Origin of the sequence: Streptomyces sp. NPDC052043, assembly GCF_044548235.1 — a bacterium.
Taxonomy (GTDB): domain Bacteria; phylum Actinomycetota; class Actinomycetes; order Streptomycetales; family Streptomycetaceae; genus Streptomyces.
This window is the reverse complement of sequence record NZ_JBIUBT010000004.1, coordinates 119,045-145,088: the sequence shown is the minus strand read 5'-3', so window position 1 is coordinate 145,088 and position 26,044 is coordinate 119,045. Positions and strand designations below refer to the sequence as shown.

Genomic DNA, 26,044 nt, shown 5'->3' with positions numbered 1-26,044 from the left:
GCGCCGTCTGGTTCGCTTGTGGCATGGAGATTCTCTGGGTCCTGATGGCGATGGCCATGCTGGGTTTCGTGCTGGTCCCGTTCCTCAGGCGCAGGCGTGGCGGCATCGAGCAGGTACCGCCGGGACACCCGGACGCCGCGGACCCGGCGCACTACGGCTTCGTCCAGCAGGAGGAGCTCGACGTCCGCATGCCCGGTCCCGACCAGGACCTGCTGGACGTCCTGGAGCTGGTGCAGCGCACCCAGGACTACCGCGCCGCCTCCCAGCTCCTCGCGGGCACGGAGAAGGAGAGCGAGCTGCGCTGGCAGCGTGTGCAGGCGTTCGCCGGCGCGGCCTCGCTGGAGCTCCGGCAGCGGCCGGGCGGGGTCAGCGAGACGCCCGGCGGGCAGTGGCTGCGGGTCTGGCGTGCCGAGGCGCCCAAGGACCCGGGCGGCGCGGCGGTGCACGCCGAGTTCCTGGTGCAGCAGGCGTGGCGTACGGCGACGCCGGGCACGGACGAGTTCCGGATCATCATGGAGGAGGCCCGGGAGGCGTGCGGGCAGGCGGCGCTGCTGGCCCCGGGCGACCCGGTCCCGTGCATCGTCGAGCTGTCCGTGGCGCGCGGCCTGGCGTACTCGCGGCCGGAGTTCGAGCAGCTGTGGCTGAAGATCCTCGACCGCGCGCCGAGCCACACGGGGGCGCATCTCGCGGCCCTGCAGTACTGGTGCGAGAAGTGGCACGGCTCGCGTGAGCTGGCTTACTCCTTCGCGGAGGCCGCCGCGGCCCGTGCCCCCCGGGGCTCACTGCTGGCGGCCCTGCCGCTGTTCGCGGTCTTCGAGCACCTCCCCGAGGTCAACCTGGTCAGGGGCTTCTACCAGAGCGAGGTCGTGACCAGGGCGGTCCACGGCGCGCTCTTCGCGGTGCACGCGGCCCGCCCCGACGACCCGATGCTCGCCCACGTCCGCCATCTGCTGCTCTTCTTCCTGGTCCGCTCCGAGCGCTGGGCGGAGGCGATGAGCCAGCTGATACACGTCGACGGCCATGTGGGCGCCGTGCCGTGGACCCTGTCCGAGGACCCGGCGGCGGAGTTCGCCGTCTACCGGGCCCTGGCCGTGGCGGGCTACGAGGCCAACGGCGGCAGCCCGGCGACGCTGCACCACTGAGCGGCGGCGGAAGCCCGGGAGCCCGCCGGAATGACGGCGGCGCCCGGAACGTTGTCCTTGATGCCGTCGCCCGCTTGCGCGGGAGCGGCGGAAACGACGGGCCCGTTGTGACGGACGGGCCCGCCCCAGGCTCTCCGACGGTCGCTGGACGTGAGCGGGGATGCCGCCGCGACGTGGTCGGGGTCGTACCCCCGCTGCTTCACCGCAGCCTCGAATATCTCGGCATCGGTCGTGCGCTCCTCGCGGTGGTCGGCGGGCGCAGGGCGGGGCGGGCGGGCAAGGAATCGCTTCGAAGCCTCGCGCGTTGACGACGGTGGGCAAGGGAATGCCGGTGGTGTGCGAGCCGGGCCGCCCGAGAGACCGAGCTGACAGACATTGGAGGGGCCGTAATGGCTGCGCAGACGCAGAGGGCAGTGCTGGCCGGCGGATGCTTCTGGGGGATGGAGGAGCTGATCCGCCGGCTCCCGGGCGTGACGGCGACCCGGGTCGGATACACGGGGGGCGACGTGCCGAACGCGACGTATCGCAACCACGGTACGCACGCGGAGGCCATTGAGATCCTTTTCGATCCCGCGAAGACCGACTTCCGCGCGATCCTGGAGTTCTTCTTCCAGATCCACGACCCGAGCACGAAGAACCGCCAGGGCAACGACATCGGCCTCAGCTACCGCTCGGCGATCTACTACGTGGACGACGAGCAGAAGCGGATCGCCGAGGACACGATCGCGGATGTGGACGCCTCCGGACTGTGGCCCGGCAAGGTCGTCACCGAGGTGGAGCCGGTCGGCCCCTTCTGGGAGGCCGAGCCCGAGCACCAGGACTACCTGCAGCGTTACCCGGACGGCTACACCTGCCACTTCCCGCGCCCGGGATGGCGGCTGCCCGCCCGCGCGGAGGGCTGACCGCGCGGCGGCTCGGCGCAAGGCGGAGGACGACCGGCCGAGGCCTCGCAGCCGGGCCGGTCGGCGGAACGCCCCTGGTTCATTCGCCGGCCGGGTCCGTTCACCTACGAACGCGTCAGACTGTCGCGGAGACGGTACGCGGCCGTGTCCGCCTGTAGGCGCAGGCTCAGCGCCGTCAGATGTGGGAGAAGCCGGATTCGGCCTCGTGAGCCGGCGGAGTGGTGGTGAGGCGGTCGACCGCGTTGCCGATGGCGCCCAGGAGGGACTCCGCGAGATCACGTCCGAAGCCCTCGCGGACCACGATGCGCAGTACGGCGATGTCCTCGGCATTCGGCGGCATGGTGTAGGCGGGCACCTGCCAGCCGTGGCGGCGCAGTTCGTCGGAGACGTGGAAGACCGTGAACTTGCTCGGGTCGTTGAGCTTGAACGAGACGACGGGGATGTCGGTGCCGTCGCTGATCACGTCGAAGACACCGAGTTTCGCGATGCCGTCGGCGAGATAGTGCGCGGTGTCCCGCAGCCCGGTCATGACCTTGGTGTAGCCCTCCCGGCCGAGGCGTACGAAGTTGTAGTACTGCCCGACGACCTGGTTCCCGGGGCGGGAGAAGTTGAGGGTGAAGGTGGGCATGTCGCCGCCCAGGTAGTTCACGTGGAAGACCAGGTCCTCGGGCAGGTCCTCGGCCGAGCGCCACACGATGAAGCCTATGCCCGGGTAGGTGAGGCCGTATTTGTGCCCGGAGACGTTGATCGACTTCACCTGCGGGAGCCGGAAATCCCACTCCAGGTCGGGGTGGAGGAACGGCGCGACGAAACCGCCCGAGGCGGCGTCGACGTGGATCGCGATGTCGGTGCCGTGCTCGGCGTTGTAGGCCACGACCTTGTCGTGGATGGCCTTGATGGGCTCGAACTCGCCGGTGTGGGTGGTGCCCAGGATCGGCACGACGCCGATGGTGTTCTCGTCCACGTAGGTCATGGTCTCGTCGGGGTCGACGGTGAACCGGTCATGGGTCACGGGCACGTAGCGGGGCTCGACGTCCCAGTAGCGGCAGAACTTCTCCCACACCACCTGGACGTTGGAGCCCATCACCAGGTTCGGGCGGTCCGAGGAGAGCCCGGCCGCCTGGCGGCGCTGACGCCACTTCCACTTCATGGCGAGACCGCCGAGCATGACCGCCTCGGAGGAACCGAGGGTGGAGACGCCGACCGCGTCGCCCTCCACGGGCGCGTGGAAGAGGTCCGCGACGATGTTGACACAGCGGCGTTCGATCTCCGCGGTCTGCGGGTACTCGTCCTTGTCGATCATGTTCTTGTCGAACGTCTCGGCCATCAGCTTCTCGGCCTCTGGGTCCATCCACGTCGTCACGAACGTCGCCATGTTCAGCCGTGAACTGCCATCCAACAGCAGCTCGTCGTGGATCATCCGGTAGACCGCCTGGGGCGCCGTCTCCTGCTCGGGCAACCTGGTTTTCGGAACCCGTATGTGCCCCAGGCGCCCGGTGTACGCCGGGTCGACCTGCGATTCGCTGCTCTCGTGACGATGTACCACGGTAACTCCCACGTTGACTGGCTCACTGCAGCGACCCTGGCGGGCCAGACATGCCCGGGAGCTCTGAGCCCGGGCATGTCAATGCAGGCCAGACCACTGTCTGCCCCTACAGACGTGTATGCGGTCGGACCGGTTCACGCAGGTGGGCCAAGAGTTCGTCTCCGGCGGGATAGGGCCGCTCCTCGGGCAGCAGCCGGGCCGCGGAGTCGAGATCGCCGCTGCTGACGAGTGCGTGGATCTCTCGGGCGAGCGGCGTCACGTCGCTGAGGGAGACCGTCCACTCGTCCGCGTAGCGTCGTGCCGCCTCACCGGAGAGCCCGAGTTGCAGCGAACGGTACGGCAGGGGCCGCAGGTGCAGATCGCGCTCGGGGTCCCACTGGACACGGGTCGGTGCACGCTTCAACTGGCGTTGCCAGGTGCTGCGGTCGGGGTGCAGCCCCCGTACGTAACTGGACAGGCATGCGTTGCGCAGCGCCCACTCGAAGCCGTCGCGGGTGATCTCGACAGCCAGGACGGTCTCTTGTCCCGGCTTCGCGCCCCAGCCGCAGCGGTACATCATCCATGTGAACGACGGCTTGATCCACGTCAAGCCGTGTTCACAGACCTTTTGTGCCTGGCTGCAGGTTCTGGGGCTGGAGTGGCTCGACGAACAGTCGCTCCGTGCCCGTCCGGCAAGTCCGAGAAACGGGCCGCTGAACCCCCGAAGTGGATGGCGTCCCGCCGTGTGGTGTAGCCGACCTTTCCGGAGATCCTCACCCTCGCCCGGCTGCGCTTCCACGCGGGCGGCTACGCCGAACAGGTCGTCCACTCCGAGTTCTTCAGGCGGGACGGCAGCCGAAGGGCTGCGGATCACGGTGCCCCCGGCCGGGGCTCCTCGCCATCGTAGGCCGCCAGCGCAGCCTGGCGGCATTCCAGCAGGTCGCCCAGGTCCTCGTGGGTCACGTGCTCCCGGGCCAGTGCCACCGTGGCCCTGGCCTCGACAGAGGCCCATGCGTGCCGCGCGCGCTTGTTGGCGCGGCGTCTGGTGTCGCTGCGCAGGAAGCCGGCTCCCGCCGCAAACCCGGCAGAGGCCAGGGCGGCGAGGGCGGCGGGAACGCGCACGTCCGCCGAGGCCAGTCCTGCCGCTCCCGCCGTGCCCGCGAGTAGGGCCGCGGGGAAACCGAGGGCAATGTCCGTCTTGGTCCAGAACTCGGCCCGGCGATGGGCGAGTGTCCTCTGGCGCGTCGCCTCGTCTCTCAGTCGCTCGATCTCCGCACGCAGCTGATGCGCGGACCCGTCCGGACTCAGGCGGGTGGTTCCGTCAGCGGATGTGGCCATAGGGGAATTCCAACATGCCTGGGCCATAACGCAATTGGTGAGTCTGGACAGCCTTTGGGCGCGGCGGACGTGAGCTTCCCATCATGGAATCCCGTGACGTGGCGCAGTCATCCCGCCGATGATCTCCACCGTCGCTCGGCTGCGATGAGGCTGACTGGCGCGCTTGCACCGAAGGGCGCAAGCCGGCGTTCCGTCAGTCGGAGGGTGCGCAGACGGCGGGGTCGACACTGGACCGGCGAACGTTTCGACGGCGCCGAGTATCCGACCCGGCCGAAGACCGCGCACGAGCACAGCGAGGCTCGGCGCAGACCGCGTCACTGGTGCTGCGGGCACCATTCGAAGAGCAGGATGGTCACGTCGTCCCGCAGTTGGTTGCGCTGGTAATCGAGGATGGCGTGGATGAGCAGCCGCAGCACCTCAGCCGGGCGCTGTCCGGCGGCGGAGGAGCGGATGATGAAGTCGGTGAACCGGTCGAGACCGAACTCCGCACCGTCCGCGTCGCGAGCCTCCACGACACCGTCGGTGTAGAGCAGGACGCAATCGCCCGGTTCCAGGGTCGTCTCGTGGACCTGCCGGGCTGCCGGGGCGAGTGGGCCAGCCAGGCCGATCGGTGGCTGCGGGGGTCTGTCAAGCGCCCCGGCGAGCACCCGCTCGGCACGGATCAGCAGCGGTGGGGGGTGACCGCAATTGACCCAGCGCAGCATCCCGGTCTCGGCGTCGAGCCGACACAGCACGCCGGTGCAGAAATGGTCGGGCAGCCACTGGGCGAGCGCCTGGTCGACGGCGCCGACGACGTCGACCAGGTCGCCACCACCCCGGCGGGCGTTGCGCGCAGCCGCCATGGCAACCGACGTGGTCAGGCCGGCTGTCAAATCGTGACCCATGGCATCGAGGATCATGGTGTGCAGCACGTTCTTGACCACCGAGTGGTCGAAGGCGTCGCCGGCGATGTCGTACGCCGGTTCCACGACCGCGGTCGATACGCACCTGTTGCTGCCGATGGTGCGGGGTGGAAGGAAGGCCCTCAGCATCTCGGCGGGCAACCGCATGGTCGCGGTGCGGGTGCGGGAGGCAAGCCAGTCGCTGTAGGCACGCTTGGAGGTGATCAGCATGGCGAACAGATGGGCCAGCATCCGGCTGCGGCGCATCCGCACCCCGTCGAGCGAGGCGGTCCGCACCGCCAGAACGCCCAGACGCTCCGCACCGTCGACCAGAGGCATCCAGAGGATCAAGCCGTCGTCGGCCTCGGCCACCCGCGGGGAGACCGTGCGGTACGCCCAGCCGGCCGACGAGCCGTCCACCGGCAGCGGCTCCGAAGCCTCGTCGAGTGGGATGAGCAGCCGTTGCTGCAAGTCGACGAGGTAGATCAGCGCGGTGTCCAGGCCGAGGGACGAGGCGCACTGATTCGCCAGGGCGGGCAGTTCGACCGGCAGGGCAGTCTGCGCCTCGACAATCAGCTGTTCCAGCCGATTCTCGTCAACGGCAATGTCTGGACCGGAGGACACGTGCGGTGGGTCCGACACGGAGATCACCCCTTCCGTGCCCAGTCTCACACCGATCCCGTCCCCTCTCACGTCAGGCAAGCCCGTGACGAGGGCGGGAGCGGCGGCCAGGGCGGTCAGCTGAGCTCGACCGGGCATACCGCATGCGCAGGCAAGATCGTTTGACACCTCGTCCTCGGCGGCAAGGGCTACACGGGCGGCCGCTTGGGGGCGGTTCGACTTGGAACCGCCCCACGCAACGCTAGTTGCCCTGCTTCTTCACGTAAGCCACGGCCGTCATACAGAGCCCAAAGACCCCAGCGAAGACCGCAGCTCCACTCCCGATCGCCGACACCGGCGACATGCCAAGCGTGGCCCAGAGCAGGCCGGCCACCAGGCCCGTGACCACGGACTTCACCGGGGATGAGGGAACACCGGGTGCCACCCGTCGTCCCTCTCAGCAGTCCGAGCAGATCAGCGCGGTCTTGGACGCCAAGGATTCAGGGGCTGGGGCGGGATGAACGCAGAGGGGCACGATAGCTGGAGGCGATCAACTTGCGTCGCACAGCCGTTAGCCTTCCCGAGTGCATTCGTATGAGGAACTGAGCGCGTCGGAACGTGAGTTGTGGGACGCCTACCCCACTGGTCGTCTTGTGGACCTCCGCGCGGGTGAATCGGAGGATGACCCGGAGGCCGGAGATGGCTGGGGCGTCGACCGGACGATCCGCGCCACGGTCGTGGCCGCTCTGCTGCGTGGTGCACATCCTGGGGAACCGGGTACTGCGCCGGCTTTGCGCCTCAAGGGGGCGCGCATCAGTGGAGCTCTTGACCTCAGCCACGCTGAGATCGGGCATGGGCTGTGGTTCGAGGGGTGCTGGTTCGAGCACGGCGTGAGTTTCCACGGGGCCGCAACCCGCTCGATTTCGATGAACGGCAGCCGTGTTCCCGGATTCGACTTGACCACGGCCCGTGTCGAGGGCCGTGTCGAACTGCGAGATACCGTTGTGCACGGCAGGTTGTCACTCCTGAACGCTCGGATAGTCGGCGAGTTGGTTCTCAGCAGAGCGACCCTTACTCAGCCTGATGACTGGGCGATGTTCGCCGGCGGGCTTGTCGTGGAGGGCGGACTCTTCTGCCGACGAGCCACTGTGCACGGAGGGATGCGGCTCCTCGGCGCGCGGCTGTCCGGTGGCCTCCACATGGAGGGAGCGCGGATTCATCATCCAGGGGCCGTCGCGCTCATCGCCGACAACGCCACCGTCACGACGTTGGCGTTGTCAGAGGGATTCACTGTCCATGGGGCGATAAGCCTGCGTGGCACGCAGATATCGGACCACCTCAACCTCGACGGCGCCACCCTCGACTCCGCCGGTACCGCGCTGGACTGCACACAGATGCGTGCGGGGGTCTTCGCCTTTACCCCGGCCGAGGCGCCGTCCGGCCTGATCGATCTGCGCGGAGCCCAGGTTCTGACCGTCCGCGATCGACTGGGTGCCTGGCCGGGGACTGTGCGGCTGCAAGGGTTCACCTACGGTGCCCTGGCCGAAGAGGTTGGCTCTCAGCCGAGCTCCGCCAAAGACAGAGTGGCCTGGATATGCCGGGATCCTGGATACGCCGGGCAGCCGTACGAGCAACTGGCGGGCTGGTATCGACGAATCGGCCATGACGATGACGCTCGACGAGTGCTACTTGCCAGGCAACGCCGGCGCAGGAGGACCCTGAGTCGCCCGGCACGCATATGGGGGCACCTGCTCGACGCCACCGTCGGGTACGGGTACCGGCCGTGGCTGGCCGGCGTTTGGCTTGCCGCGCTGGCCGTGTTCGGGACCGTGGTCTTCAGCGCAAACACACCGCTACCGACTCAACAGGGTCAGACGCCTCCGTTTCACGCCTTCGTCTACACCCTTGATCTCTTGATCCCGGTCGGAGGGCTCGGCCAGCGCAGCGCTTGGTACTGGACAGGAGCGACAGCATGGCTGGCCTACGCATTCATCGCAGCCGGGTGGCTGTTGACAACCGCTGTGCTCGCCGGAGTGTCGCGAACGTTGAACAAGAACTGATCACGCGCCTCGGGCGGTGGACGGGCTCGAGGCGTCCACTGCGTCCAGCAGCGTCATCAGCGGTCCGTTGTCGAGCTGTGCACCCGGATCCCACGCCGTCGTCAGGTCGGCCAAGGCGTTCGTGTAGTACCTGATGGCGGCCGTTGTGCCGCGTCTGGTGTAAGGGGCGGGTGCCGAGCCAAGAACAGATGCCCAGGCGTCCCACTTGGTTCCGCCAAAACGGTGATGCGTCGTTCCCGCGTCCCGGTCGCGAAGCAGCATGGCGGCCGCCAGCACGTGCCTGGCGAGTTGCAGGGCCAAGTGTCCGCCGATCAGTACGTCGTCGCGTGCCGCCTTGATCGAGGCAAGGACCGCGTCGAATCTGAAGTCATTGATCAACTCATCCATAGGGCCGCCCTTGCCCGGGCCGGCCTTGTCGCGTGGGGCAGTTGCTGCATGCCCCGGGGGGACCGCGGCGGAGATGTCGATTCGGCGCAGGTCCCTCAGCACCACACGGAGGGTGTAGTGGTGCCAGTCACCGCTACGGTTGGATGCAAATTCCGGCGCACAGCGGGAACGGATCCGTTCGGCCAGGGCTTCCGCCATGCTGACCGGCTCCGGGGTGATGAGCAGGACATCGAGGTCGGACCAGCGATCGAGGCCGACACAGTTCCCTTGGGCGGACCCGTGCGGACGCAGCTCGTGGATGCGGGGCTCCTCGTCGGCAAAGGCACGCAGCAGCGGCACGAGCGTCGCCTGCCAACCGGCTGGAGGCAGCCCGTCCGAAGTACAAGTCGCGAGCACGGTAGACAGCTTGGCACTCACAGCGCCGTGCTGACCAGTGCAGTGGGCCGGGCTATGAGACCGGGCCAGATCATGACGGAGTCGGTGCACAGAGGTCTGTCAACGTGGCTTGATGACCCACGTCATCCGGTCCCGCTTCCACGCGGCGGGGAACCGGCCCTCGCGCACCGCGGGCATGCCGATCTCCGGGGAGTACGCCTGATAGACGGTGACCGTGGATGCCGTGTGGAGCGCGCGGATTCCGTGGTGCGGTTCTTCCATGGCGTACAGGATGAGGCCGACGGATCTCCGTCGGCCATTGATTTCCTGACGTCTCCTTTTGGACACGCGTGACGGACCACGACCCCGCTGGTCATCGGGCGTCGGCTGAGTCGTCAGGGCACCGCCACAGGACGCAGCACCGTCAAACGGTCTTCCTGACGGGCCACCATCGCGAAGGAGAACCGGTCCACCTCCAGACAGAGATCGACGTCGTCCCGATGCACTCCCCGGTATCCGCGTCGCAGACCGTCGGCGAGGTCGGCGGCTTGACCAGACCTGGTGAGTTCACCGCGTCAAAGCCGGGTACTGGAGCGCCGTCCTTCAGAGCAAGCCATCCCGAACGGCTTCCTTTCAAGGCCAACGCCTCATCCTCCGACGAGGCCGGCACAATCCTCTCGGCGCCCCGCGCGAACGCCCAAGCGGCCACGGTGAAGGCCCGCATCACGTCGACGACGACTGCGACACGCGGAGTGTCCGTCAACTCCGGGACACCGACGAATCGATGGTTCATCTCATGATTCTCGCCGAGGCTCACCTCGCTCATTGGCGTGCGTCGGCCGTGCCTGCATCGTTGCCTACGAGGTCTGCGTTCCGGCCCCACCGCCACGGCGCAAGCTGGAGGATGCCGAACGCCACCTCGACGCCGAAGAACAGCCACAGGAGCCGCGACGCGCCGTGGACCAGTGCGTATGCCTGCCACGTCGCGAACAGGGTCCGGGCGATGCCGTCGAGCAACCCGTGCTCCGGCAGTGGCCTGACGATGCGCAGAACGGCCCAGACGACCACCACCGAGCCCATCAGGTTGGCGAACAGGGTCTGCCACAGGTCGAGTTCCGGCAGCGCGCCAAGACCGAGAGCGCTGCCGCACGATGACAGCGCGTCGTGTACCAGCGCGTAGGTCCACGGAGTGGCGAATCCCGCCGTGACGGCCAGGTCGTACCAGGCGCTCGCGCGTACGACGCCGAGGTAGGTGGGATGCGCGGGGGTGCGAAGACGACTCACGACGAGGCTCCTGCTGGTCCGGCGGCAGCGATGCCTCACGCTAAACAGTGGAGTACGCTCCAAGGTCAAGCCCGGCATCCGTTGGAGGGGCATGCGCATCGGGGAGCTTGCCGCGCAGGCGGGCATGACCAGAGACACGATCCGGTTCTACGAGAAGGTCGGCCTCGTCGAAGGCCGGCGTCTGCCCAACGGATATCGCGACTTCCCGCCAGAAACGGTGGTCTGGCTGCAATACGTCCGCACCGCGCAGGCGCTCGGATTCTCCCTGTCGGAGATCGCACGGAACGGCGAGAAACTGCGAGAGGCACCGGACACCGCGGTGGCGCTGTCCACGCTCTTCGAGGAGAAGATCCACGTCATCGACACCCGTATCGCCGAGCTCGCCGCCCTACGGGCCGACCTGGCCGCGCGCGTCGGCACTGGATGCCCACTGCGGGCGTCCGAGAAAGGGCTGTGAGCGAGGCGGCGGGGGATCTCACGCCGCGCGGTGGCTCGCCTCGCCCAACCATCGCGTCAGGGCCTTGCGCAGCTCGTCCGGGTCGGGCTCCTCGGCCGCCCAAGCGGCGTAACCGTCGGGCCGGACCAGCAGCGTCGAGCGCAGGCCGGACGCCGGGGAGACGGTCACCACTCGCCCCGCCCAAGGCGCGGCGACCGCGGCGAGGTCCTGGCCCACCAGCACGAACTTGCCCTCACGCAGGGCCTCGTACAGCCGAGACGGCTGCCCCGCCAGACGGAGGTCCGGCACGCGGCGCCCGGTGAGCGGATGAGAGCCCCAGGGCGCGCGGTAGGTGATCGCGAGGCCGGATATGCCGCGTGCCGCACGCGCCTCCGGCACACCCAGCCGATGAGCGACCGTGGCCAGCGAGCCCCGCAACGCCCGGACCACAGGCGACTCGGTGATGATGGCCGTGAGGAGTGCGTGGCTGACACGCAGCACCCTTCGCCCCACCGGGTGGCGCTCGGTGTCATAGCTGTCCAGCAGCGCGTCGGAGGCCCAGCCGTGCACCACGGCTGCCAGTTTCCAGCCGAGGTTGGCGGCGTCCTGCATCCCGGTGTTCATCCCCATGCCGCCGGCCGGCGAGTGGACGTGTGCGGCGTCGCCCGCGAGGAAGACCCGCCCCTGCCGGTAGTGGGGTACCTGTCGTTCGTCACTGTGGAAGCGGGAGACCCAACGCGCGTCGTGCATCCCGAGGTCATCACCGACGGTGCGCCTCGTGATGTCCCGGAGTTCCTCCAGTGTGACCGGTGCGTCGTCGGGCAGCTGACGCTGCCGGTCCCAGGCGATGACCCGGTACCAGCCGTCCCCGAAGGGCGCGAAGAACGTGAAGCCGTGTTCGTTGGAGGCGAAGTGGAGAGGCTCGTCGGGCGCGCGGTCGAGCAGCACGTCGGCCAGCATCAGGGAGCTGATGGCCGACCTGCCGGGGAACGGCATGCCCAGGCTCCGCCGGACGATGCTGCGCACCCCGTCGGTACCGACCACGTAGCGGGCCCGCAGCGTGTCCGTGGCACCGTCCGTACAGGCCACGTCCACGTCGACACCGCTCGGGTCGTGCCGTATCCCTGTGACCCGGGCGCCCCGCACTATCGTGGCTCCCTCCTTCTCGGCCCGGCGCAGCAGAAGCCGCTCGACCTGCCACTGGGGGGTGATGAGCATGAAGGGAAAGCGCGTACGGAGTCCGGAGAAGTCGATGGTGACACCGCCGAACGGATGCAACGACCTGACCGGTGCGCCGGTCCTGAGCAGTTCGTCGGCCACACCTCGGGCGTCGAGCTCCTCCATGGTGCGCGCGTGAACGCTGAACGCGCGGCTCAGGTTGGATTCGTGATCGCGTCGCTCCACCACGGTGACAGCCACGTCGGACCTGGCGAGATCACCGGCGAGCAGGAGCCCGGTCGGGCCGGCTCCGACCACCAGGACATCCACCGAGGTCTCGTGCTCCTCCGAAGGACCACGAGAGGACTTATCCGTTTTGGGCATATTCCCCAGTATCAGTCCTGCCTGACGATGCCGCTCGCCGAGGCCGCGAGCCAAGCGTGTCAGGCCGGGCCGACGTGCAGGGGGCGCATCATTTCGTTGTCCTCGTGTTCCAGGAGGTGGCAGTGCCACATGTACCGGCCTGCCTGGCCGAAGCGCACCTTGACCCGGGTCGTCTCCTGCGGATAGGCGAGGACCGTGTCCTTGAAGCCGCGCTCCCACGCCTCCGGGAGGCGTCGGGTGCCGGCCGGGAGCGATTGCCGGTCGACGACCTGGAACTGCACTTCGTGGATGTGAATGGGGTGGGCGTCCTTCGTCAGGTTGTGGATCTCCCAGATCTCCGTCGACCCCACAGTGGGGTTCTCCGTGACGGGATCGGCCCATCTCAGTAGTCTCGGCTTGCCGTTCGGGCCGATGACGCCGAGCAGGACTTCGCGGGGGCTCACGCCCGGTACGCGGGCCGAGGCCTCCTCGCCGAGACTGACCTGCCGGGTGCGGTCCGCCGCGCCCAGGGGCTCGAAGGGGGGCAGCGTGAGCTGTGCGGGAGGCGTCGACGTGTCCGGCGCGACGAGCGGTTTGATCACGAACTTCATGACCTGCCCGGTGGTTTTCGGGTTCGCCGCGGGGAAGCTCGTGCCGACCGTTCCCCCCGCGAACACGGCGTCCGGTCCCTCGTTGATCAGGTACAGCTCCGTGCCGACCGGGACCGAGGAGAAGTCGACGACGACATCGGCGCGTTCGGCCGGCGCGAGCAGCAGTTGGTCGCGCCGAACGGGGGCGGGCAGGAAGCCTCCGTCGCTCCCGATCTGCCACAGGGTGAGTCGTGCCGGTACCGGCCTGCGGGCCAGCGGGTCGGCGACGATCTTCATGATCAGGGCACGTGCGTTGCAGCCGTTGAGGAACCTGAGCCGGTAGCGGCGCGGCTCGACGGGCAGCACGGGCCAGGTCCTGCCGTTGGTGAGCATCACGTTGCCGAAGTACTCCGGGTTCCAGATCGGCGGGATGTCGCTGCCGGGCACGTACGGGCCCTTGAAACCGTCGGAGAGCGCCCGGCTCGTCGGGTAGTACAGGGTCCCGTCGCTGCGGAACGAGCGGTCCTGGACGAGGACCGGGATCTCGTGGTACCGCGTGCCGGGCGGGTCGCCGAGCCTCGGCGCGGGTCCGGGCAGGACGCCTTCCCCCAGGTCCGACGGTCCGCCGCGCAGCAGGTAGAAGCCCGCCATTCCGGCGTACACGTTCAGCCGGGTGATGCCCAGGGTGTGGTCGTGGAACCACAGGGTGGCCGCCCGGTCGCGGTTGGCGTAATGGAAGACGGCCTCGCCCGGGCCCCAGGACACCCCGCCCGTCTTCGCGGACTTCTTCGCGAACTCCTCGTAGAAGGAGCCGACTCGGGCGTAGCCGCGGGGAATGTCCTTCGCGTCGGGCAGGTACCAGGCCTCGGCGTATCCGTCGCTCTCCTCCGTGTTCGCCGCGCCGTGCAGGTGGGCGACGATGGGAACCGGTCCGTCGTACGGCCCGGGTGTCGAGGTGAACATGGGGTGGGAGTCCCGCCGCTCGGTCCCGCCTGGTGGGTTCGCCCAGTGGAGCGTGGGATCGACCGGCAGCAGATGCGGCAGATATCCGCCGTTCGTGTCGACCAGTTGGTTGACCCACCTGACCTGGACCGCCCGTCCGTACCGGGCTTCGACGGTGCAGGCGGGGTAGTGGAACGTCTCGGGGTGGCCGGTCGCGCCGTATCCGAACACCGTTGTGGCCGGCATGCCCGGGGGGAGCACCTGCTGGCGGAACCGGCGGACCCCGATCGCGTAGACGTCCCGGTCGGCCCCGCTGTCCAGTGGCATGACGGGGGGTATCTCGAGTTCGGCCACGTACTTCCGTATCGCCGCCGGGTCAAGGACTTCTGCTTCCGTCGGCGAAGCCCGCGGCGTCGCCGTACCGGCGGCGGAAACGAGTGACGTTCCGCCCGCCAGAGTGGCCTGAAGGACGAGCCTCCTGCTGATCACTGGGCTTCTCACCTCGGCTCAGGTCATCGGAGCACGGCACCAGTGGCCTCCGAGCCGGGACCCTCGGCGGGCTCGGGCCCGTGCGGTCGGCTGCCGGTTCCCGGCGATCGTCGCATCGCCAGGGTGGCCGCGCATGGCGGCCGCCGGCCGCCATGGAACGCGCCGGCACCCCGCGGTCACGGCGTTGTCGGCCCACTGGTCGCGCGCCCGCGGGTAGGGGAAGCCTGTCGGAGGTTTCGACGAAACGTCCTGCTCTGGTCCATCAGGGTGATGCCGTATCCCGGCGTCCCGCCGAGCTCCCGGTGTCGCGTCCGAGCTCCCGGTCTCGCGTGATGCGTCATAAAATCTTCCGTCGGCGGTTCGCACGACCTATGGGGGGCGACCATGGAAAAACCGGACGACCGCATCGCATCCGCGCTGCGCTTCGCCTCGGAACTCGTCGCCTGGGTGGCCACCCCGTGGGCCTTGTCCAGGTACTCGTGGCTGCTCGCCGTCCTGGCCGTGGTGGTGCTGATCGGGCTGCCGGCCGTCTTCTCCACTCCGGGGGACAAGGCGCAGGTGGTCATCCCCGTCCCCGGTACGGTCACGATCCTGCTCGTGCTGCTCCAGCTCGCCGCCGCCGTGATCGCCGCATGGTCGGTATGGCCCGGCTACGCGGCCGTGCTCGTGTCCCTCCTCGTGGCCGCCACCCTCGTGACGGAACGCCACCGCTGGCGGTGGTTGCTCTCCACGGACCGGCACACCGGCCAGGACTACGACCGGGACCAGGGCTAGGGCCTGTTGCGAAAGTCCCGTCGTCCGCCCGGAGGGCGGGCCTCGCGGCGTCAGGTGCGTGCTCTGGGGGTCCCCCCTGCTCGAAGAGCTTGGGGGAGTGCCGGGCCCCGGCCCTCGTACTGGATGTACTCGGGTCAGGGCCCGGTGCGGCGAGTGGGGGTCCCCCCTGCTCGAAGAGCTTGGGGGAGCGTGCATGGCGTCGCGGGGCAGGCGGGACTTTCGCAACAGGCCCTAGAAGCGCGGACTGACGTGGATCACGTCTACTCCACCTCGATGCCGAAATCCTGGACGAGCTCTTCCAGGCCGCCCGTGTAGCCCCTGCCGCCCAGGACGAAGTCCCAGTCCCCGTTCGGCCTGCGGCGGAAGGAGCCGAGCACCAAGGCGGTCTCGTGCGGCCGGCCGTCGGAGACTTCCAGTCGTCCCAGTTCGGCCAGCCTCGGGTCGAGCAGGCGGATGCGGGCGTCTGTGAAGCCCGAGAGGTCGGCGTCCGGGTTGACCTCCGGATCGACGGCGGCCACGAGGACGAGCCGGTCGGCCTCGTCCGGCAGCGCGTCGAAGGAGACGCAGATGGCGGCTTTGTCGGGGGCGTTGCCGGGAAGGGCGCGCACGGAGCCGTCCGGGGTCCGCGGGTTGTTGAAGAAGACGAAGTGGTCGTCGCTGAGGACGCGGTTGCCGCGGCAGACCAGGGCGCACACGTCCAGGGCGACACCTCCGGCCCACGACATGCCCAGGACGTTGTGGTCGGCGGGCAGCCGGGGGTCCGCGACCGTCGGTGCCGGCTGAGCCGCGGACCGGCGGGCGCCGTCGCCGAGTCGTCCGCTCAGCCCGTGGCGGTGCAGCAGGTCGACGAGTTCGGTTCCCGGGATCAGTTCCAGCGGCTTGCCGTTGGCGAAGGTGTGTGAGCCGGGGCCGAACCTCGACGTCGTCACGAGCACGCCCTTGTTGGCGCCGACGTCCTGCACGGTCCCGTACAGGTCGCGCACCGCGGTGGGCGGCACCGTGTTGCGGTAGCGCTTGACCTGCACGACGATCTTGCCGCCGCGGATCGGTGTCGGATCCAGCGCGTCGACGTCCACCCCGCCGTCGTTCGAGCGCTGGGTGGTGACCGCCTGCATCCCCATGGCCCGGAAGAGTTCGGCGACGAGCTCCTCGAACGCGATCGGGTCCATCTCGTACAGGTCGGGTTCCTCGTCGCTGCCATGGGTGACGACACGGTTCCCCACCTCCTGCGGCCGGCGACCCGGCCGCACCGCGGTGAGCTGGTCGGGACGCGCCGAGAGCTGTCCGTGCAGCGCGTCGGCCAGGCAGCTGCCGGCGTCCACCTGCGCCAAGTGCAGGTCGCCGAAGGTCGAGCGCGGGGCCATGACGGTCACCAGGTGGATGTGGCCCGGTCGGCCCGTCGTCGGGTCGTGCCCGTCCACGAACCCGTTCAGGGTCACTGATTCCAGCGCGCCCGGCTCGTCCGCGGCGAAGAGTTCGTGCAGGACGAGCAGAGCGCACTGCGCCAGGACCTCCCGGTACAGGGCCCTTCGCTGCGTCACCGGCCGGGCGGTCTCCTTGTCCTGGTCCGTCGCGGACACGTACCGAACGGACTTGACCTCGGGGACGACGCTGTAGGCGGGCAGTTCCCAGTCCAGCACCAACTGCCCGGCCGCCGCGTCGTAGGCCGCTGCCACCTGACGTGGGAAATCCTCCGGCCACGCGGTCGACGCGTAGAGAGCGGCGGAGAAGTACTCGACCACGGCGTCGGGATCGCGGCGCCTCACTCCCTCGGTCAGCTCGACGATCCCGGCGTTGTGCCGCCGCACCTCGGCTCGTTGGGCATCGGCCCACTGCTGGTACTCCCGCTGGTACGACGCCAGCTGCTGCTGTCGCCGCGCCTCCGCCGCCTGCGCCGCGTGCCAGTCCCGCTCGAAGCGCGCCCGGGCTTCGGCCTGCGCCTGCGCTCGGCGGCCGGCGGTCCACCCGCCCTGCGCCTGGTACTGATCGGAGTTCGGCATGGGCACGGGCTGCGCCAGTGGGCCCGGAGCGAAGGGCTCGATCTCCTCACGGCGCGTGAGAGAGGAGGCCCTGAAGGCCGGAGCCCGACAGCCCGAGGCGAGAAGACCCCGCAGGGACTCGACCTGCGCGTCCAGTTCCTCGGTACGGCGTCGGGCCTCTGCCTGCCGGTACTCGCGGTGGCTCTGTGCGGCTCGCCGCTGCTGGGCCCGTGCTTGCTGGTCCTCCTGTCGCCGCCGTCGGGCTTCGGCCTCCGTCCGGCGCTGCTGCTGCCGCTGCGCCTCAGCCCAGACACCGACCAGACCGTTAGAGCGACGACTCATGTGTTGCGGGCCCTCCCCAAGGCGCTCTGGTTGTCCCCACAACCAGTTGTAACGGGACGACTCTATCCAGCGATGGCCGTCTCGCACATCCGCCCGGCAAGAGCCGCCGCTCAGCACGGCCCGGTGGCGTCGTGTCAGGCGCCCGCGTTCTCCTTGACGGTGATGCGGCCCTTGCGGATGGTCGCCACGCGTGGGGCCTTCTTCGCGATGGTGGAGTCGTGGGTGACCATGACGAACGTCAACCCGTGCTCCTTCCACATCCGTTCGAGCACGTCCATGATCTCGTCACGCATGGACTCGTCGAGGTTTCCGGTGGGTTCGTCGGCGAGCAGCACCTTCGGCTGCTTGACCAGGGCGCGGGCGATGGCGACGCGCTGCTGCTGGCCTCCGGACATCTCCGACGGCAGGTGTCCGAGCCGTTCGCCGAGCCCGACCGACTCCAGGGCCTCGGCTGCCCGTTCGCGCCGTGCGGCGGCCTTGATGCCGAGTGGGACGAGGGCGGTCTCGACGTTCTCCTGCGCGGTCAGGGTGGGGATCAGGTTGAAGGACTGGAAGACGAAGCCGATGCTCTCGCTGCGCACCCGGGTGAGCCGGGCCTCGGGCAGCCTCGCAAGGTCGGTGCCGTCGAGGACGACCTGGCCGGAGGTGGGCCGGTCCAGGCCGCCCAGCATCTGCAGCAGCGTCGACTTGCCGCCGCCGGTGGGGCCCTGGATGACCAGGCGGTCGCCGTCGCCGATGGTCAGGTCGACCTCGTCGAGGGCACGGACGACCTCCTTGCCCCGGGTGTAGTGCTTGGTGACGCCGGTGAGTTCGTACATGGGGGAAGCAGCTCCTGGGATGCGGGGAGAACGGGGGCCGGGGACCGGCCGGGTCGCGGCGGGGCGGCGCGCGCTACTCGACGCGCCGCAGGGCGTCCGCCGGACGCAGCCGGGAGGCCCGCCAGCCGCCGAACGCGCCGGCGATCAGGCCGCCGGCCACGGCGAGGCCGACCGCCAGGCCGATGGTGGTGAGGCTGACCGGCGCGGTGAGCGCGACCTCCAGGGACTTCGCGGCCTGCCGGCCGGGGCCGACGAGGCCCCCGCCGCCGGGGAAGCCCCCGCCGCCGCCGAAGGCACCCCCGCCGCCCGACCCGCCGAGCTGCGCCTGGAGCGTCGGGCTGATCGCGGTCACCGCGTACGCGCCCGCCAGGCCGAGCGCTATGCCGAAGACGCCGCCGACCAGGCCGTTGACGACGGCCTCGCCGACCACCTGCCGGGTCACCCGGCCGGACTTCCAGCCCAGCGCCTTGAGCGTGCCGAACTCGCGCACCCGCCGGGAGACGGCGGAGGAGGTGAGCAGGCCCGCGACCAGGAACGCGGCCACGAGCACCGCGATGGACAGCCACTTGCCGACGTTGGTGGCCAGGCTGGAGGCGGTGGACAGCGAGCCGGAGACGGTCTTGGCAAGGTCGGCAGAGGTGGTGACCGTGGTGCCCGAGACGTTCTTCTGGATGCCGCTCTTGACGGCGTCGATCTGCTGGGAGTCGGTCGCCTTGACGTAGATCGTGGTGACCTTGTCCTTGTTGTCGCTGAGGGTCTGCGCCTGCTTCAGCGGCATGTAGAGGTTGGCCGCCGCGTCCCCGCTGCTGGCGGTGGCGATGCCGATCACCTCGTACTTGACGCCCTTGACCGTGACGGTGCTCCCGACCTTGAGCTTCTTCTCCTTGGCGTACGCGGAGTCGGCGACGACGACCTTCGCGTCCGTCTCGGTGGTCTTGAAGGTACGACCGCCGGTGATCTCCGAGGAGGTCAGCGGGCCGAGCTCCGGCTTGGTGACGTCGGTGCCGAAGACGGTGTACTGGTTGACGTCGAAGTCGGCGCCGCCGCCCTCGACCTTGCCCTGCGGCTCGGAGCCCGACCCGCGGTGCATCTCGAAGCCCCCGCCGCCCTGCTTGAACTGACCGCGCGTGAACTGCCCGCTGACCTTCACCACGTTGAGGCTGAGCCCGCCGACCGCGGAGGAGACGCCCTGCTGGCCGGCGACCTTGTCGACCGTGGCGGCGGACAGGGTGGTGAAGCCCTGCACCATGACCCGGTCGGTGCTCTGGGTGTCCTTGGACCCGTTGTCCTTGGCGTCGAACCGGAAGCGGGGGCGCGCGGAGTCACCGGAGGGCGGTGTGGCCGCCTTGGTGACGGTCATGTCCGTGCCCAAGCCGTACAGCGACTGCAGGACCTTCTCCTGCGCCGCGCCCATGCCGTTGGACACGGAGTTGACCACGATGACCAGCGCGATGCCCAGCGCGAGGCCGGAGGCGACGACGAGGGCCGCCTTCCGGCGGCGGCGCAACTCGCGCCTCAGGTAGGTGAAGAACATGCGCCGACGGTAGAGGCGCAGCCTGATGAGGTCTTGAGGCCGTCCTGAGAGAACCATGAGAAGACCGGTGCCGCCCCGAGGGACGGCACCGGTCTTCACATCCGAGCGGTCGTCAGGAGGACGAACCGGCCTTCCACTGCGCCCAGCTCATGTTCCAGCCGTTGAGGCCGTTGTCCGGGGCGACGGTCTTGTCGCCGGTGTTCTGCACGACGACGACGTCACCGACGATCGAGTTGTTGAAGAACCACGCGCCCGGGGTGTTCGGGTCCTTCGCGCCCTTCGCGTCCTGCAGGCCCACACAGCCGTGGCTGGTGTTGACGCTGCCGAAGACGCCCGAGCCGCCCCAGTAGTTGCCGTGGATGAAGGTGCCCGAGTTGGTCAGGCGCATGGCGTGCGGCACGTCCTTGATGTCGTACTCGCCCTTGCCGTCGTCGTCGGTGAAGCCGACCGTCGCGCCGTTCATCCGCGTCTGCTGGAACTTCTCGGAGATCACCATCGCACCCTCGTACGTGGTGTGCTCCGGGGCGCCCGCGGAGATCGGGATGGTCTTGATGACCTTGCCGTCCCGCGTGACCTTCATCTGCTTGGTCTTGGCGTCGACGTAGGAGACCTGGTTGCGGCCGATGTGGAAGGTGACCGTCTTCTGCTGGACGCCGTAGACGCCCTGGGCACCCTCGACGCCGTCGAGGTCGAGCTTCAGCGTGACGGTGGAGTTCTCCTGCCAGTAGTTCTCGGGACGGCAGTCCATGCGCTGGACGCCGAACCAGTGACAGGCGACCTCCTGGCCGCTGGAGGAGGTGACCGTGATGCCCTTCTCGACGTCCGCCTTGTTGGTGATCGCCTTGTCGAAGTTGATGGACACGGGCATGCCGACGCCGACGGTGGTGCCGTCGTCCGGCGTGAAGGAGCCGATGAAGCTGTGCGCCGGGGCCACGGTGGTGAAGGAGCCGTTCTCGTGGGCGTCGCGGCCCTTGGCGTCCGTGGCGGTCGCGGCCACCTTGTAGGTGGTGGCGCGCTGGAGTTGGGCGCTGGGCTTCCAGCTCTTCTTGTCGGCCGATATCTGCCCCTCGACCGCCGTGCCGTCGGCCGTCGTCATGGTGACCTTCGTCAGTGTGCCCTTGGCCACGGTCACGGCAGCGGAGTTGTTGATCGAGGCGTTGTCGGACCCGTCCGCTGGTGTGATCTTGATCTGGGCCTCCGACGACTCCTGGGCCGCGGCCTTGTCGGCCTTGGCCTGCGAGGTGTCGCCGCCCCCGTCGGCCTTGTCGCCGTTGCCGGAACAGGCCGTGAGCACCAGTACACCGCCGAGCAGTGCGGACGCGGCCGTCAGGCGCTTGCGCCGCTTACTGTTCGTCATCACACGCTTCTCCATCGTTGGCGAGTCCCAAACCCCTCGAGTCCCCCGTCGCGAGTCCTCAACGCTACGACCGTTTCGTCCCATTTCCCACGTTGTGGAGATGTGGGACTCGCCACGACCGTCGTAACGGACGGTGCGCGGCCCGACCTGCGCGTTGCGTGAGACGACGAAACCCCGGACGCCGGTTGCGGCCGGGGTCCTCGATGTGACGCGGGCGACGTCAACCGGAGTGCCCGGCGCCGCCCGCCTCCTCGTCGTCCCCGATTTCCTCGTCTTCCTGGTCTTCCTGATCGCCATCATCCTCGCCGAACTCCCAGTCAGGCGAATCCGGGTCGTACGCGATGCGCTCGCTCGACCAGGAGGCCTGCTGGAGTTCCACCCCCGGCACCTCGCCGACCAGTACGAACGGATCGACCAGGTACGAGAGGGCCTCGGCGGTGTCTTCCGTCACAGCCCCCTCGGCGTGTGCCCGTTCCGCGGGGTCCAACTCGCCTTCCTCGGCGTGCTCGGCGATCCGGCTGCGGGCCGCCCCGACGACGACGTCGTCGTCCTCGATCTCGACGACGAGCTCGACCGTGAGGCGGACAAAACGTGAAGTTGCTGGAGTGCTCATGGTCGGAGCGTACGACTCAAACCTCCCGTGACTTTCCCGTGACCCGCGACGTTCACTAACATCGCCCCACACGGCCAATTCACCAGCGCCACAAGGGGATCGATATTCCGTGTCAACCGCTCGCCGAACGTTGCTGACCGCCACCGCCGCGGGCACCCTCCTGGGCGCCCTGTGGTTCGTCCCGTCCGCGGACGCCTCGGTGGGCACTCCGGCGAGAGGGGCGGACCCGGCGGCGCCGACAGCCCAGGTCACGGAGCAGGGACGGCCCGCCGCGGCGGCTCAGACGTCCGGCGCCCAGGAGGACGCCTCCGCCGGGAGCGGGACCGAACTCGCCGACACCGGAAGCATCGACACCACGCCCTACGTCGTCGGCGGCACCGCGCTGCTCATACTGGGCGCCGGTTTCGTGGTCTACTCCGTGCGCCGCGAACGCCTCGGCTTCTGAACCCGTCCGCCGGTCCTACGACTTGGGACCCGGCCCGCCGTCCTACAGCAGCGGTCCCGTGACGGTCTCGGCCGCCGCGAGGAGCCGGCCGTCCCGCACGAAGGCGTCCGCGGCGGCGAGGTCGGGCGCGAGGAAGCGGTCCGGACCCGGTCCCCCCACCCCCGCCTCGCGGGCGGCGTCGATGACCGCCCGGCTCGCCGGGGCCGGGGTCAGGCCCTCGCGCAGTTCCACGGCGCGGGAGGCGGCGTACAGCTCGATCGCGATGATCCGGGTCAGGTTGCCGACGACCGTCCGCAGCTTGCGCGCCGCCGACCAGCCCATGGAGACGTGGTCCTCCTGCATGGCGGAGGACGGGATCGAGTCGGCGGACGCCGGTACGGCGAGCCGCTTCATCTCGCTGACCAGCGCGGCCTGCGTGTACTGGGCGATCATCAGGCCCGAGTCGACGCCCGCGTCGTCGGCGAGGAACGGCGGCAGGCCGTGGCTGCGGTTCTTGTCGAGCAGCCGGTCGGTGCGGCGCTCGGCGATCGAGCCGAGGTCGGCGGCGGCGATGGCGAGGAAGTCCAGCACGTAGGCGACCGGGGCGCCGTGGAAGTTGCCGTTGGACTCGACCCGTCCGTCGGGCAGGACGACCGGGTTGTCGACAGCGGAGGCGAGTTCGCGCTCGGCGACCAGGCGGGCGTGCGCGAGGGTGTCCCGGCCGGCGCCGGCGACCTGCGGGGCGCAGCGCACGGAGTAGGCGTCCTGCACGCGAGGAGCGTCGTCCTGGTGATGCCCGGTGAGGCCGGAACCCTTGAGCACGGCCGCCATGTTGGCGGCGGAGGCGCCCTGTCCCGGGTGCGGGCGGACGGCATGCAGTTCGGGGGCGAGGACCTTGTCCGTGCCGAGCAGCGCCTCCAGGCTGAGGGCGGCGGTGATGTCGGCGGACTTGTACAGGGCGTCGAGGTCGGCGAGCGCCATGATCAGCATGCCGAGCATGCCGTCGGTGCCGTTGAGGAGGGCCAGGCCCTCCTTCTCGCGCAGCTCGACGGGGCGGATGCCGTGCTCGGCGAGCAGTTCGGCGGCGGGACGGACGACCCCGTCGGGGCCCTCCGCGTCGCCCTCTCCCATGAGGGTGAGGGCGCAGTGGGACAGCGGGGCGAGGTCGCCGGAGCAGCCGAGGGAGCCGTACTCGTGCACGACCGGGGTGATGCCGGCGTTGAGCACGTCGGCCATGGTCTGCGCGACCTCGGGGCGCACGCCGGTGTGCCCGGAGCACACGGTCTTCAGCCGCAGGAACATCAGCGCGCGCACGACCTCGCGCTCGACCCTCGGGCCCATGCCGGCGGCGTGCGAGCGGACGATGTTGCGCTGGAGCTGGGCGCGCAGTTCCGGGCTGATGTGCCGGGTCGCCAGGGCTCCGAAGCCGGTGCTGACGCCGTAGACGGGCTCGGGCTTGGCCGCCAGCGCGTCCACGATCTCCCGGGCCGCCGCGAGGGCCGCCACCGCCTCGTCGGAGAGCTCGACGCGGGCGCCGCCGCGCGCCACGGCGAGAACGTCGGACGCGGTGACCCCCGACGTCCCCACCACCACAGTATGCATATCCATATTCAGGAGCGTACGCAGTGAATGCGGCGATGTCACTAGTGGATGCCGGGAGTGACTCTTACAAGGCGCGGCCGCGATCCCCGGCGCCGCTCAGGGCCTGCGGCCCCGGAAGCGGCGCCGCTCCGCCGGTGCCTGAGCGGCGGGCGGGGGCGCGTCGGCGAGGTGGACGACCGGGTCCTGCGGGCCCTCCCGGCCGGCCAGCACGGGCCGATCGGCGCGCAGCGCCTTCGCCCGGTACTGGGCGGCGTCGGCGAGCCGGAACAGCCGCCTCGCCGACGGTACGGGCCCGATCGCGTTCTCGGTCGAGGCCACCCCGCAGGCGGCTCCCTGCCCCAGCTCCAGCTCGGCCGCGCGCCGGCACAGCTCGTCGGCCGCCTTGACCACCTCGTCGACCGAGGGCCCCACCGCGACCAGGCAGAACTCGTCGCCGCCGAGCCGCGCCACGAGGGCGCCCGGCACCATCGCACCGCACAGCGACAGCACGGAGCCGAACCGTTCGAGGAGCCGGTCGCCGACGGCGTGGCCGAGGGTGTCGTTGACCTGCTTGAGCCCGTTGAGGTCGCAGACGACGAGGCTGACGGCGACCCCGTCCGCGCGGTGCCGCTCGATCGCCTCGTCGAGCATCACGTCGACCGCACGGCGGTTGGCGAGCCCGGTCAGCGCGTCCGTGAACGCCAGCCTGCGGACCTCCTCCAGCCGCTCGCTCTGGGCCAGCCCGGCGGCGACCACGGCGGCCAGCACGGTGGCGAAGTCGGCGTCGGACCGGGCGAAGAGGGGGAGGCCGACCGGACGGGCCACGTAGAGCTCGCCCCAGGCGCGTCCGTGCTGCACGATCGGCGCGACCACGCAGCAGCCGCGCCCGCGCCGGCGCAGCGCCGCGACCCGCTGGTGGCGGTAGCCGGGGTGCCCCTCGGCCGCGCCCTCGGCGGTCTCCACCCAGGCGTCGGGTTCACCTCCCGAGGCCCACCGCTCGTGCAGGAACTCGGTGATCTCCGGGAACTGGTGCACCGGGTAGGCCTCGCGCTCCGGGAACTCCTCCTCTCCCGGTGCCCGGTCCCCCACGTTCACCAGGACCCGCAGCCGGCCGCGCTCGCGCTCCCACACCGAGAGCGCGGCGAAGTTCCCCTCCAGCGCCCGGCACGCGCCGAGCGCCGCCGCCCGCCACGACTCGCGCGAGGTCTGCGCCGCGGCCATCCCCTGCGCCAACGCCACGACGGCCGCCAGCCGCCTGTTCTCGCCCATCACCCCAGGCTAGGGATGTTTCGGACGAATCGAGACATTGCCCCACGAGAAAGCGCGCCGCGGCCGCCGCTACTCTCCCGGCCAGCGCGGGGCGCGCTTCTCGTTGAAGGCCGCCACTCCCTCCGCGCGGTCCGCGGAGAAGGCGACCGAGCGCCAGGCCGCGTCCTCGACCTCCAGGCCGGTCCGCAGGTCGAGGCCGTGCCCGAGGCGCAGTGCCCGCTTGGCGGCACGCAGCCCCACCGGCGAGTTCGCCGCCATCCGGGAGGCCAGCTCGAGCGCCTCCTCGCGGTCCCGGCCCTCGTCCACCAGACAGTCCACGAGGCCCAGCTCGGCCGCCTCCGGCGCCTCCAGCCGACGCGCCGTGAAGATCAGCTCGGCCGCCCGCGCGGCCCCCACCCGCCGGGGCAGCAGCTGCGTACCGCCGCCGCCGGGGATCACCCCCACGGACACCTCGGGCAGCCCCACCACGGCCGTACGGTCGGCCACGATCACGTCGCAGGACAGGGCCAGCTCGAAGCCGCCGCCGAGCGCGAACCCGTGCACCGCGGCGATCGTCGGCAGGGGCAGTTCCAGGACGCCGGTGTACGCCGCGCGCGCGACCGGGCGCTGGCGCATCAGGTCGGCGTCGCTGAAGGAGTTGCGCTCCTTCAGGTCGGCCCCGACGCAGAACGCCCGCTCGTGCGAGGAGGTCAGAACGACCACGCGCGCGTCCCGGTCGGCGGCGAGCGCCGCACACGCCGCGGCGATCGACCGGGCCATGTCCGTGGACACGGCGTTCATCGCCTTCGGCCGGTCCAGGACGAGCTCCGCGACGTACCCGTGCCGCCGCACCAGCACGAACTCGCCGAACCGCTCCTCGCTCATGACACCCTCCTGGTTAA

22 protein-coding genes and 2 pseudogenes are annotated in these 26,044 nt (G+C 69.9%); 6 read left to right on the top strand and 18 right to left on the bottom strand.

The annotated features are described in order from the left end of the window. Positions 1–23 precede the first annotated feature (23 nt). Positions 24–1,142 carry a hypothetical protein gene (locus ACIHCX_RS11920; RefSeq protein ID WP_400028803.1) on the top strand — a complete coding sequence of 373 codons (1,119 nt, stop codon included), beginning with the start codon at positions 24–26 and terminating at the stop codon, positions 1,140–1,142. A 389-nt stretch (positions 1,143–1,531) separates the two neighbouring features. Next, positions 1,532–2,044: a peptide-methionine (S)-S-oxide reductase MsrA gene (gene msrA / locus ACIHCX_RS11915; protein ID WP_033323708.1), complete on the top strand. Its 513-nt coding sequence runs from the start codon at positions 1,532–1,534 to the stop codon at positions 2,042–2,044. A 175-nt stretch (positions 2,045–2,219) separates the two neighbouring features. Here msrA and ACIHCX_RS11910 read toward each other — a convergent pair whose 3' ends face one another. The 4 genes from ACIHCX_RS11910 to ACIHCX_RS11895 form a co-directional block, all read right to left on the bottom strand. Then, positions 2,220–3,590 carry a glutamate decarboxylase gene (locus ACIHCX_RS11910; RefSeq protein WP_400028802.1) on the bottom strand — a complete coding sequence of 457 codons (1,371 nt, stop codon included), beginning with the start codon at positions 3,588–3,590 and terminating at the stop codon, positions 2,220–2,222. A gap of 106 nt (positions 3,591–3,696) precedes the next feature. Next, positions 3,697–4,368 (bottom strand): DUF4291 domain-containing protein, encoded by a 672-nt coding sequence (locus ACIHCX_RS11905; protein ID WP_400029219.1) that lies wholly within the window; start codon positions 4,366–4,368, stop codon positions 3,697–3,699. A 71-nt stretch (positions 4,369–4,439) separates the two neighbouring features. Then, complete coding sequence (locus tag ACIHCX_RS11900) at positions 4,440–4,907, bottom strand: hypothetical protein (RefSeq protein ID WP_400028801.1); 468 nt, start codon at positions 4,905–4,907, stop codon at positions 4,440–4,442. A 314-nt stretch (positions 4,908–5,221) separates the two neighbouring features. Further along, positions 5,222–6,439 carry a PP2C family protein-serine/threonine phosphatase gene (locus tag ACIHCX_RS11895; protein ID WP_400029218.1) on the bottom strand — a complete coding sequence of 406 codons (1,218 nt, stop codon included), beginning with the start codon at positions 6,437–6,439 and terminating at the stop codon, positions 5,222–5,224. Between the two features lie 533 nt (positions 6,440–6,972). Here ACIHCX_RS11895 and ACIHCX_RS11890 point away from each other — a divergent pair. Then, on the top strand, positions 6,973–8,448 hold the full coding sequence (locus tag ACIHCX_RS11890) for an oxidoreductase (RefSeq protein ID WP_400028800.1): 1,476 nt from the start codon (positions 6,973–6,975) through the stop codon (positions 8,446–8,448). Here the strand turns inward: ACIHCX_RS11890 and ACIHCX_RS11885 are convergent, their stop codons facing one another. The 4 genes and pseudogenes from ACIHCX_RS11885 to ACIHCX_RS11870 all read right to left on the bottom strand — a co-directional run bounded on the left by ACIHCX_RS11885 (position 8,449) and on the right by ACIHCX_RS11870 (position 10,494). Further along, complete coding sequence (locus ACIHCX_RS11885; RefSeq protein ID WP_400028799.1) at positions 8,449–9,252, bottom strand: hypothetical protein; 804 nt, start codon at positions 9,250–9,252, stop codon at positions 8,449–8,451. An 84-nt stretch (positions 9,253–9,336) separates the two neighbouring features. Next, a pseudogene (locus tag ACIHCX_RS11880) lies at positions 9,337–9,492 on the bottom strand (DUF4291 family protein); the annotation flags it as partial. A 113-nt stretch (positions 9,493–9,605) separates the two neighbouring features. Continuing rightward, positions 9,606–10,003: pseudogene (locus tag ACIHCX_RS11875) on the bottom strand (2-phosphosulfolactate phosphatase). Between the two features lie 29 nt (positions 10,004–10,032). Continuing rightward, positions 10,033–10,494: a hypothetical protein gene (locus ACIHCX_RS11870; protein ID WP_400028798.1), complete on the bottom strand. Its 462-nt coding sequence runs from the start codon at positions 10,492–10,494 to the stop codon at positions 10,033–10,035. A 91-nt stretch (positions 10,495–10,585) separates the two neighbouring features. Between ACIHCX_RS11870 and ACIHCX_RS11865 the strand changes: the two genes are divergently transcribed. After that, positions 10,586–10,951, top strand: coding sequence for a MerR family transcriptional regulator (locus ACIHCX_RS11865; RefSeq protein WP_400028797.1), 366 nt, complete (start codon positions 10,586–10,588; stop codon positions 10,949–10,951). 18 nt (positions 10,952–10,969) lie between these two features. Here the strand turns inward: ACIHCX_RS11865 and ACIHCX_RS11860 are convergent, their stop codons facing one another. Continuing rightward, positions 10,970–12,472, bottom strand: a complete 1,503-nt coding sequence (locus ACIHCX_RS11860) for an FAD-dependent monooxygenase (RefSeq protein WP_400028796.1) — start codon at positions 12,470–12,472, stop codon at positions 10,970–10,972. 59 nt (positions 12,473–12,531) lie between these two features. Further along, positions 12,532–14,310 (bottom strand): multicopper oxidase family protein, encoded by a 1,779-nt coding sequence (locus ACIHCX_RS11855; protein WP_400028795.1) that lies wholly within the window; start codon positions 14,308–14,310, stop codon positions 12,532–12,534. Between the two features lie 546 nt (positions 14,311–14,856). Between ACIHCX_RS11855 and ACIHCX_RS11850 the strand changes: the two genes are divergently transcribed. Next, a complete protein-coding gene (locus ACIHCX_RS11850) occupies positions 14,857–15,246 on the top strand; it encodes a hypothetical protein (RefSeq protein ID WP_400028794.1) in 390 nt (129 codons plus the stop codon). A gap of 260 nt (positions 15,247–15,506) precedes the next feature. Here the strand turns inward: ACIHCX_RS11850 and ACIHCX_RS11845 are convergent, their stop codons facing one another. The 5 genes from ACIHCX_RS11845 to ACIHCX_RS11825 all read right to left on the bottom strand — a co-directional run bounded on the left by ACIHCX_RS11845 (position 15,507) and on the right by ACIHCX_RS11825 (position 21,889). After that, a complete protein-coding gene (locus tag ACIHCX_RS11845) occupies positions 15,507–17,567 on the bottom strand; it encodes a restriction endonuclease (protein ID WP_400028793.1) in 2,061 nt (686 codons plus the stop codon). A gap of 134 nt (positions 17,568–17,701) precedes the next feature. Beyond that, on the bottom strand, positions 17,702–18,385 hold the full coding sequence (locus ACIHCX_RS11840; RefSeq protein ID WP_400028792.1) for an ABC transporter ATP-binding protein: 684 nt from the start codon (positions 18,383–18,385) through the stop codon (positions 17,702–17,704). Positions 18,386–18,458: 73 nt separating this feature from the next. Beyond that, positions 18,459–19,919: an ABC transporter permease gene (locus ACIHCX_RS11835; protein WP_400028791.1), complete on the bottom strand. Its 1,461-nt coding sequence runs from the start codon at positions 19,917–19,919 to the stop codon at positions 18,459–18,461. 112 nt (positions 19,920–20,031) lie between these two features. Continuing rightward, on the bottom strand, positions 20,032–21,276 hold the full coding sequence (locus ACIHCX_RS11830) for an Ig-like domain-containing protein (RefSeq protein WP_400028790.1): 1,245 nt from the start codon (positions 21,274–21,276) through the stop codon (positions 20,032–20,034). 220 nt (positions 21,277–21,496) lie between these two features. Next, positions 21,497–21,889 carry a hypothetical protein gene (locus ACIHCX_RS11825; RefSeq protein WP_400028789.1) on the bottom strand — a complete coding sequence of 131 codons (393 nt, stop codon included), beginning with the start codon at positions 21,887–21,889 and terminating at the stop codon, positions 21,497–21,499. 109 nt (positions 21,890–21,998) lie between these two features. On the opposite strand from ACIHCX_RS11825, the gene ACIHCX_RS11820 reads away from it, so the two are divergent. Further along, positions 21,999–22,334 carry an LAETG motif-containing sortase-dependent surface protein gene (locus tag ACIHCX_RS11820; protein ID WP_400028788.1) on the top strand — a complete coding sequence of 112 codons (336 nt, stop codon included), beginning with the start codon at positions 21,999–22,001 and terminating at the stop codon, positions 22,332–22,334. A 42-nt stretch (positions 22,335–22,376) separates the two neighbouring features. Here ACIHCX_RS11820 and hutH read toward each other — a convergent pair whose 3' ends face one another. From hutH to ACIHCX_RS11805, 3 genes are all read right to left on the bottom strand, one after another. After that, positions 22,377–23,915, bottom strand: a complete 1,539-nt coding sequence (hutH, locus tag ACIHCX_RS11815; protein WP_400029217.1) for a histidine ammonia-lyase — start codon at positions 23,913–23,915, stop codon at positions 22,377–22,379. A 96-nt stretch (positions 23,916–24,011) separates the two neighbouring features. Beyond that, on the bottom strand, positions 24,012–25,163 hold the full coding sequence (locus ACIHCX_RS11810; RefSeq protein WP_400028787.1) for a diguanylate cyclase domain-containing protein: 1,152 nt from the start codon (positions 25,161–25,163) through the stop codon (positions 24,012–24,014). Positions 25,164–25,232: 69 nt separating this feature from the next. Further along, a complete protein-coding gene (locus ACIHCX_RS11805; RefSeq protein WP_400028786.1) occupies positions 25,233–26,027 on the bottom strand; it encodes an enoyl-CoA hydratase/isomerase family protein in 795 nt (264 codons plus the stop codon). Between the last annotated feature and the right edge of the window lie 17 nt (positions 26,028–26,044).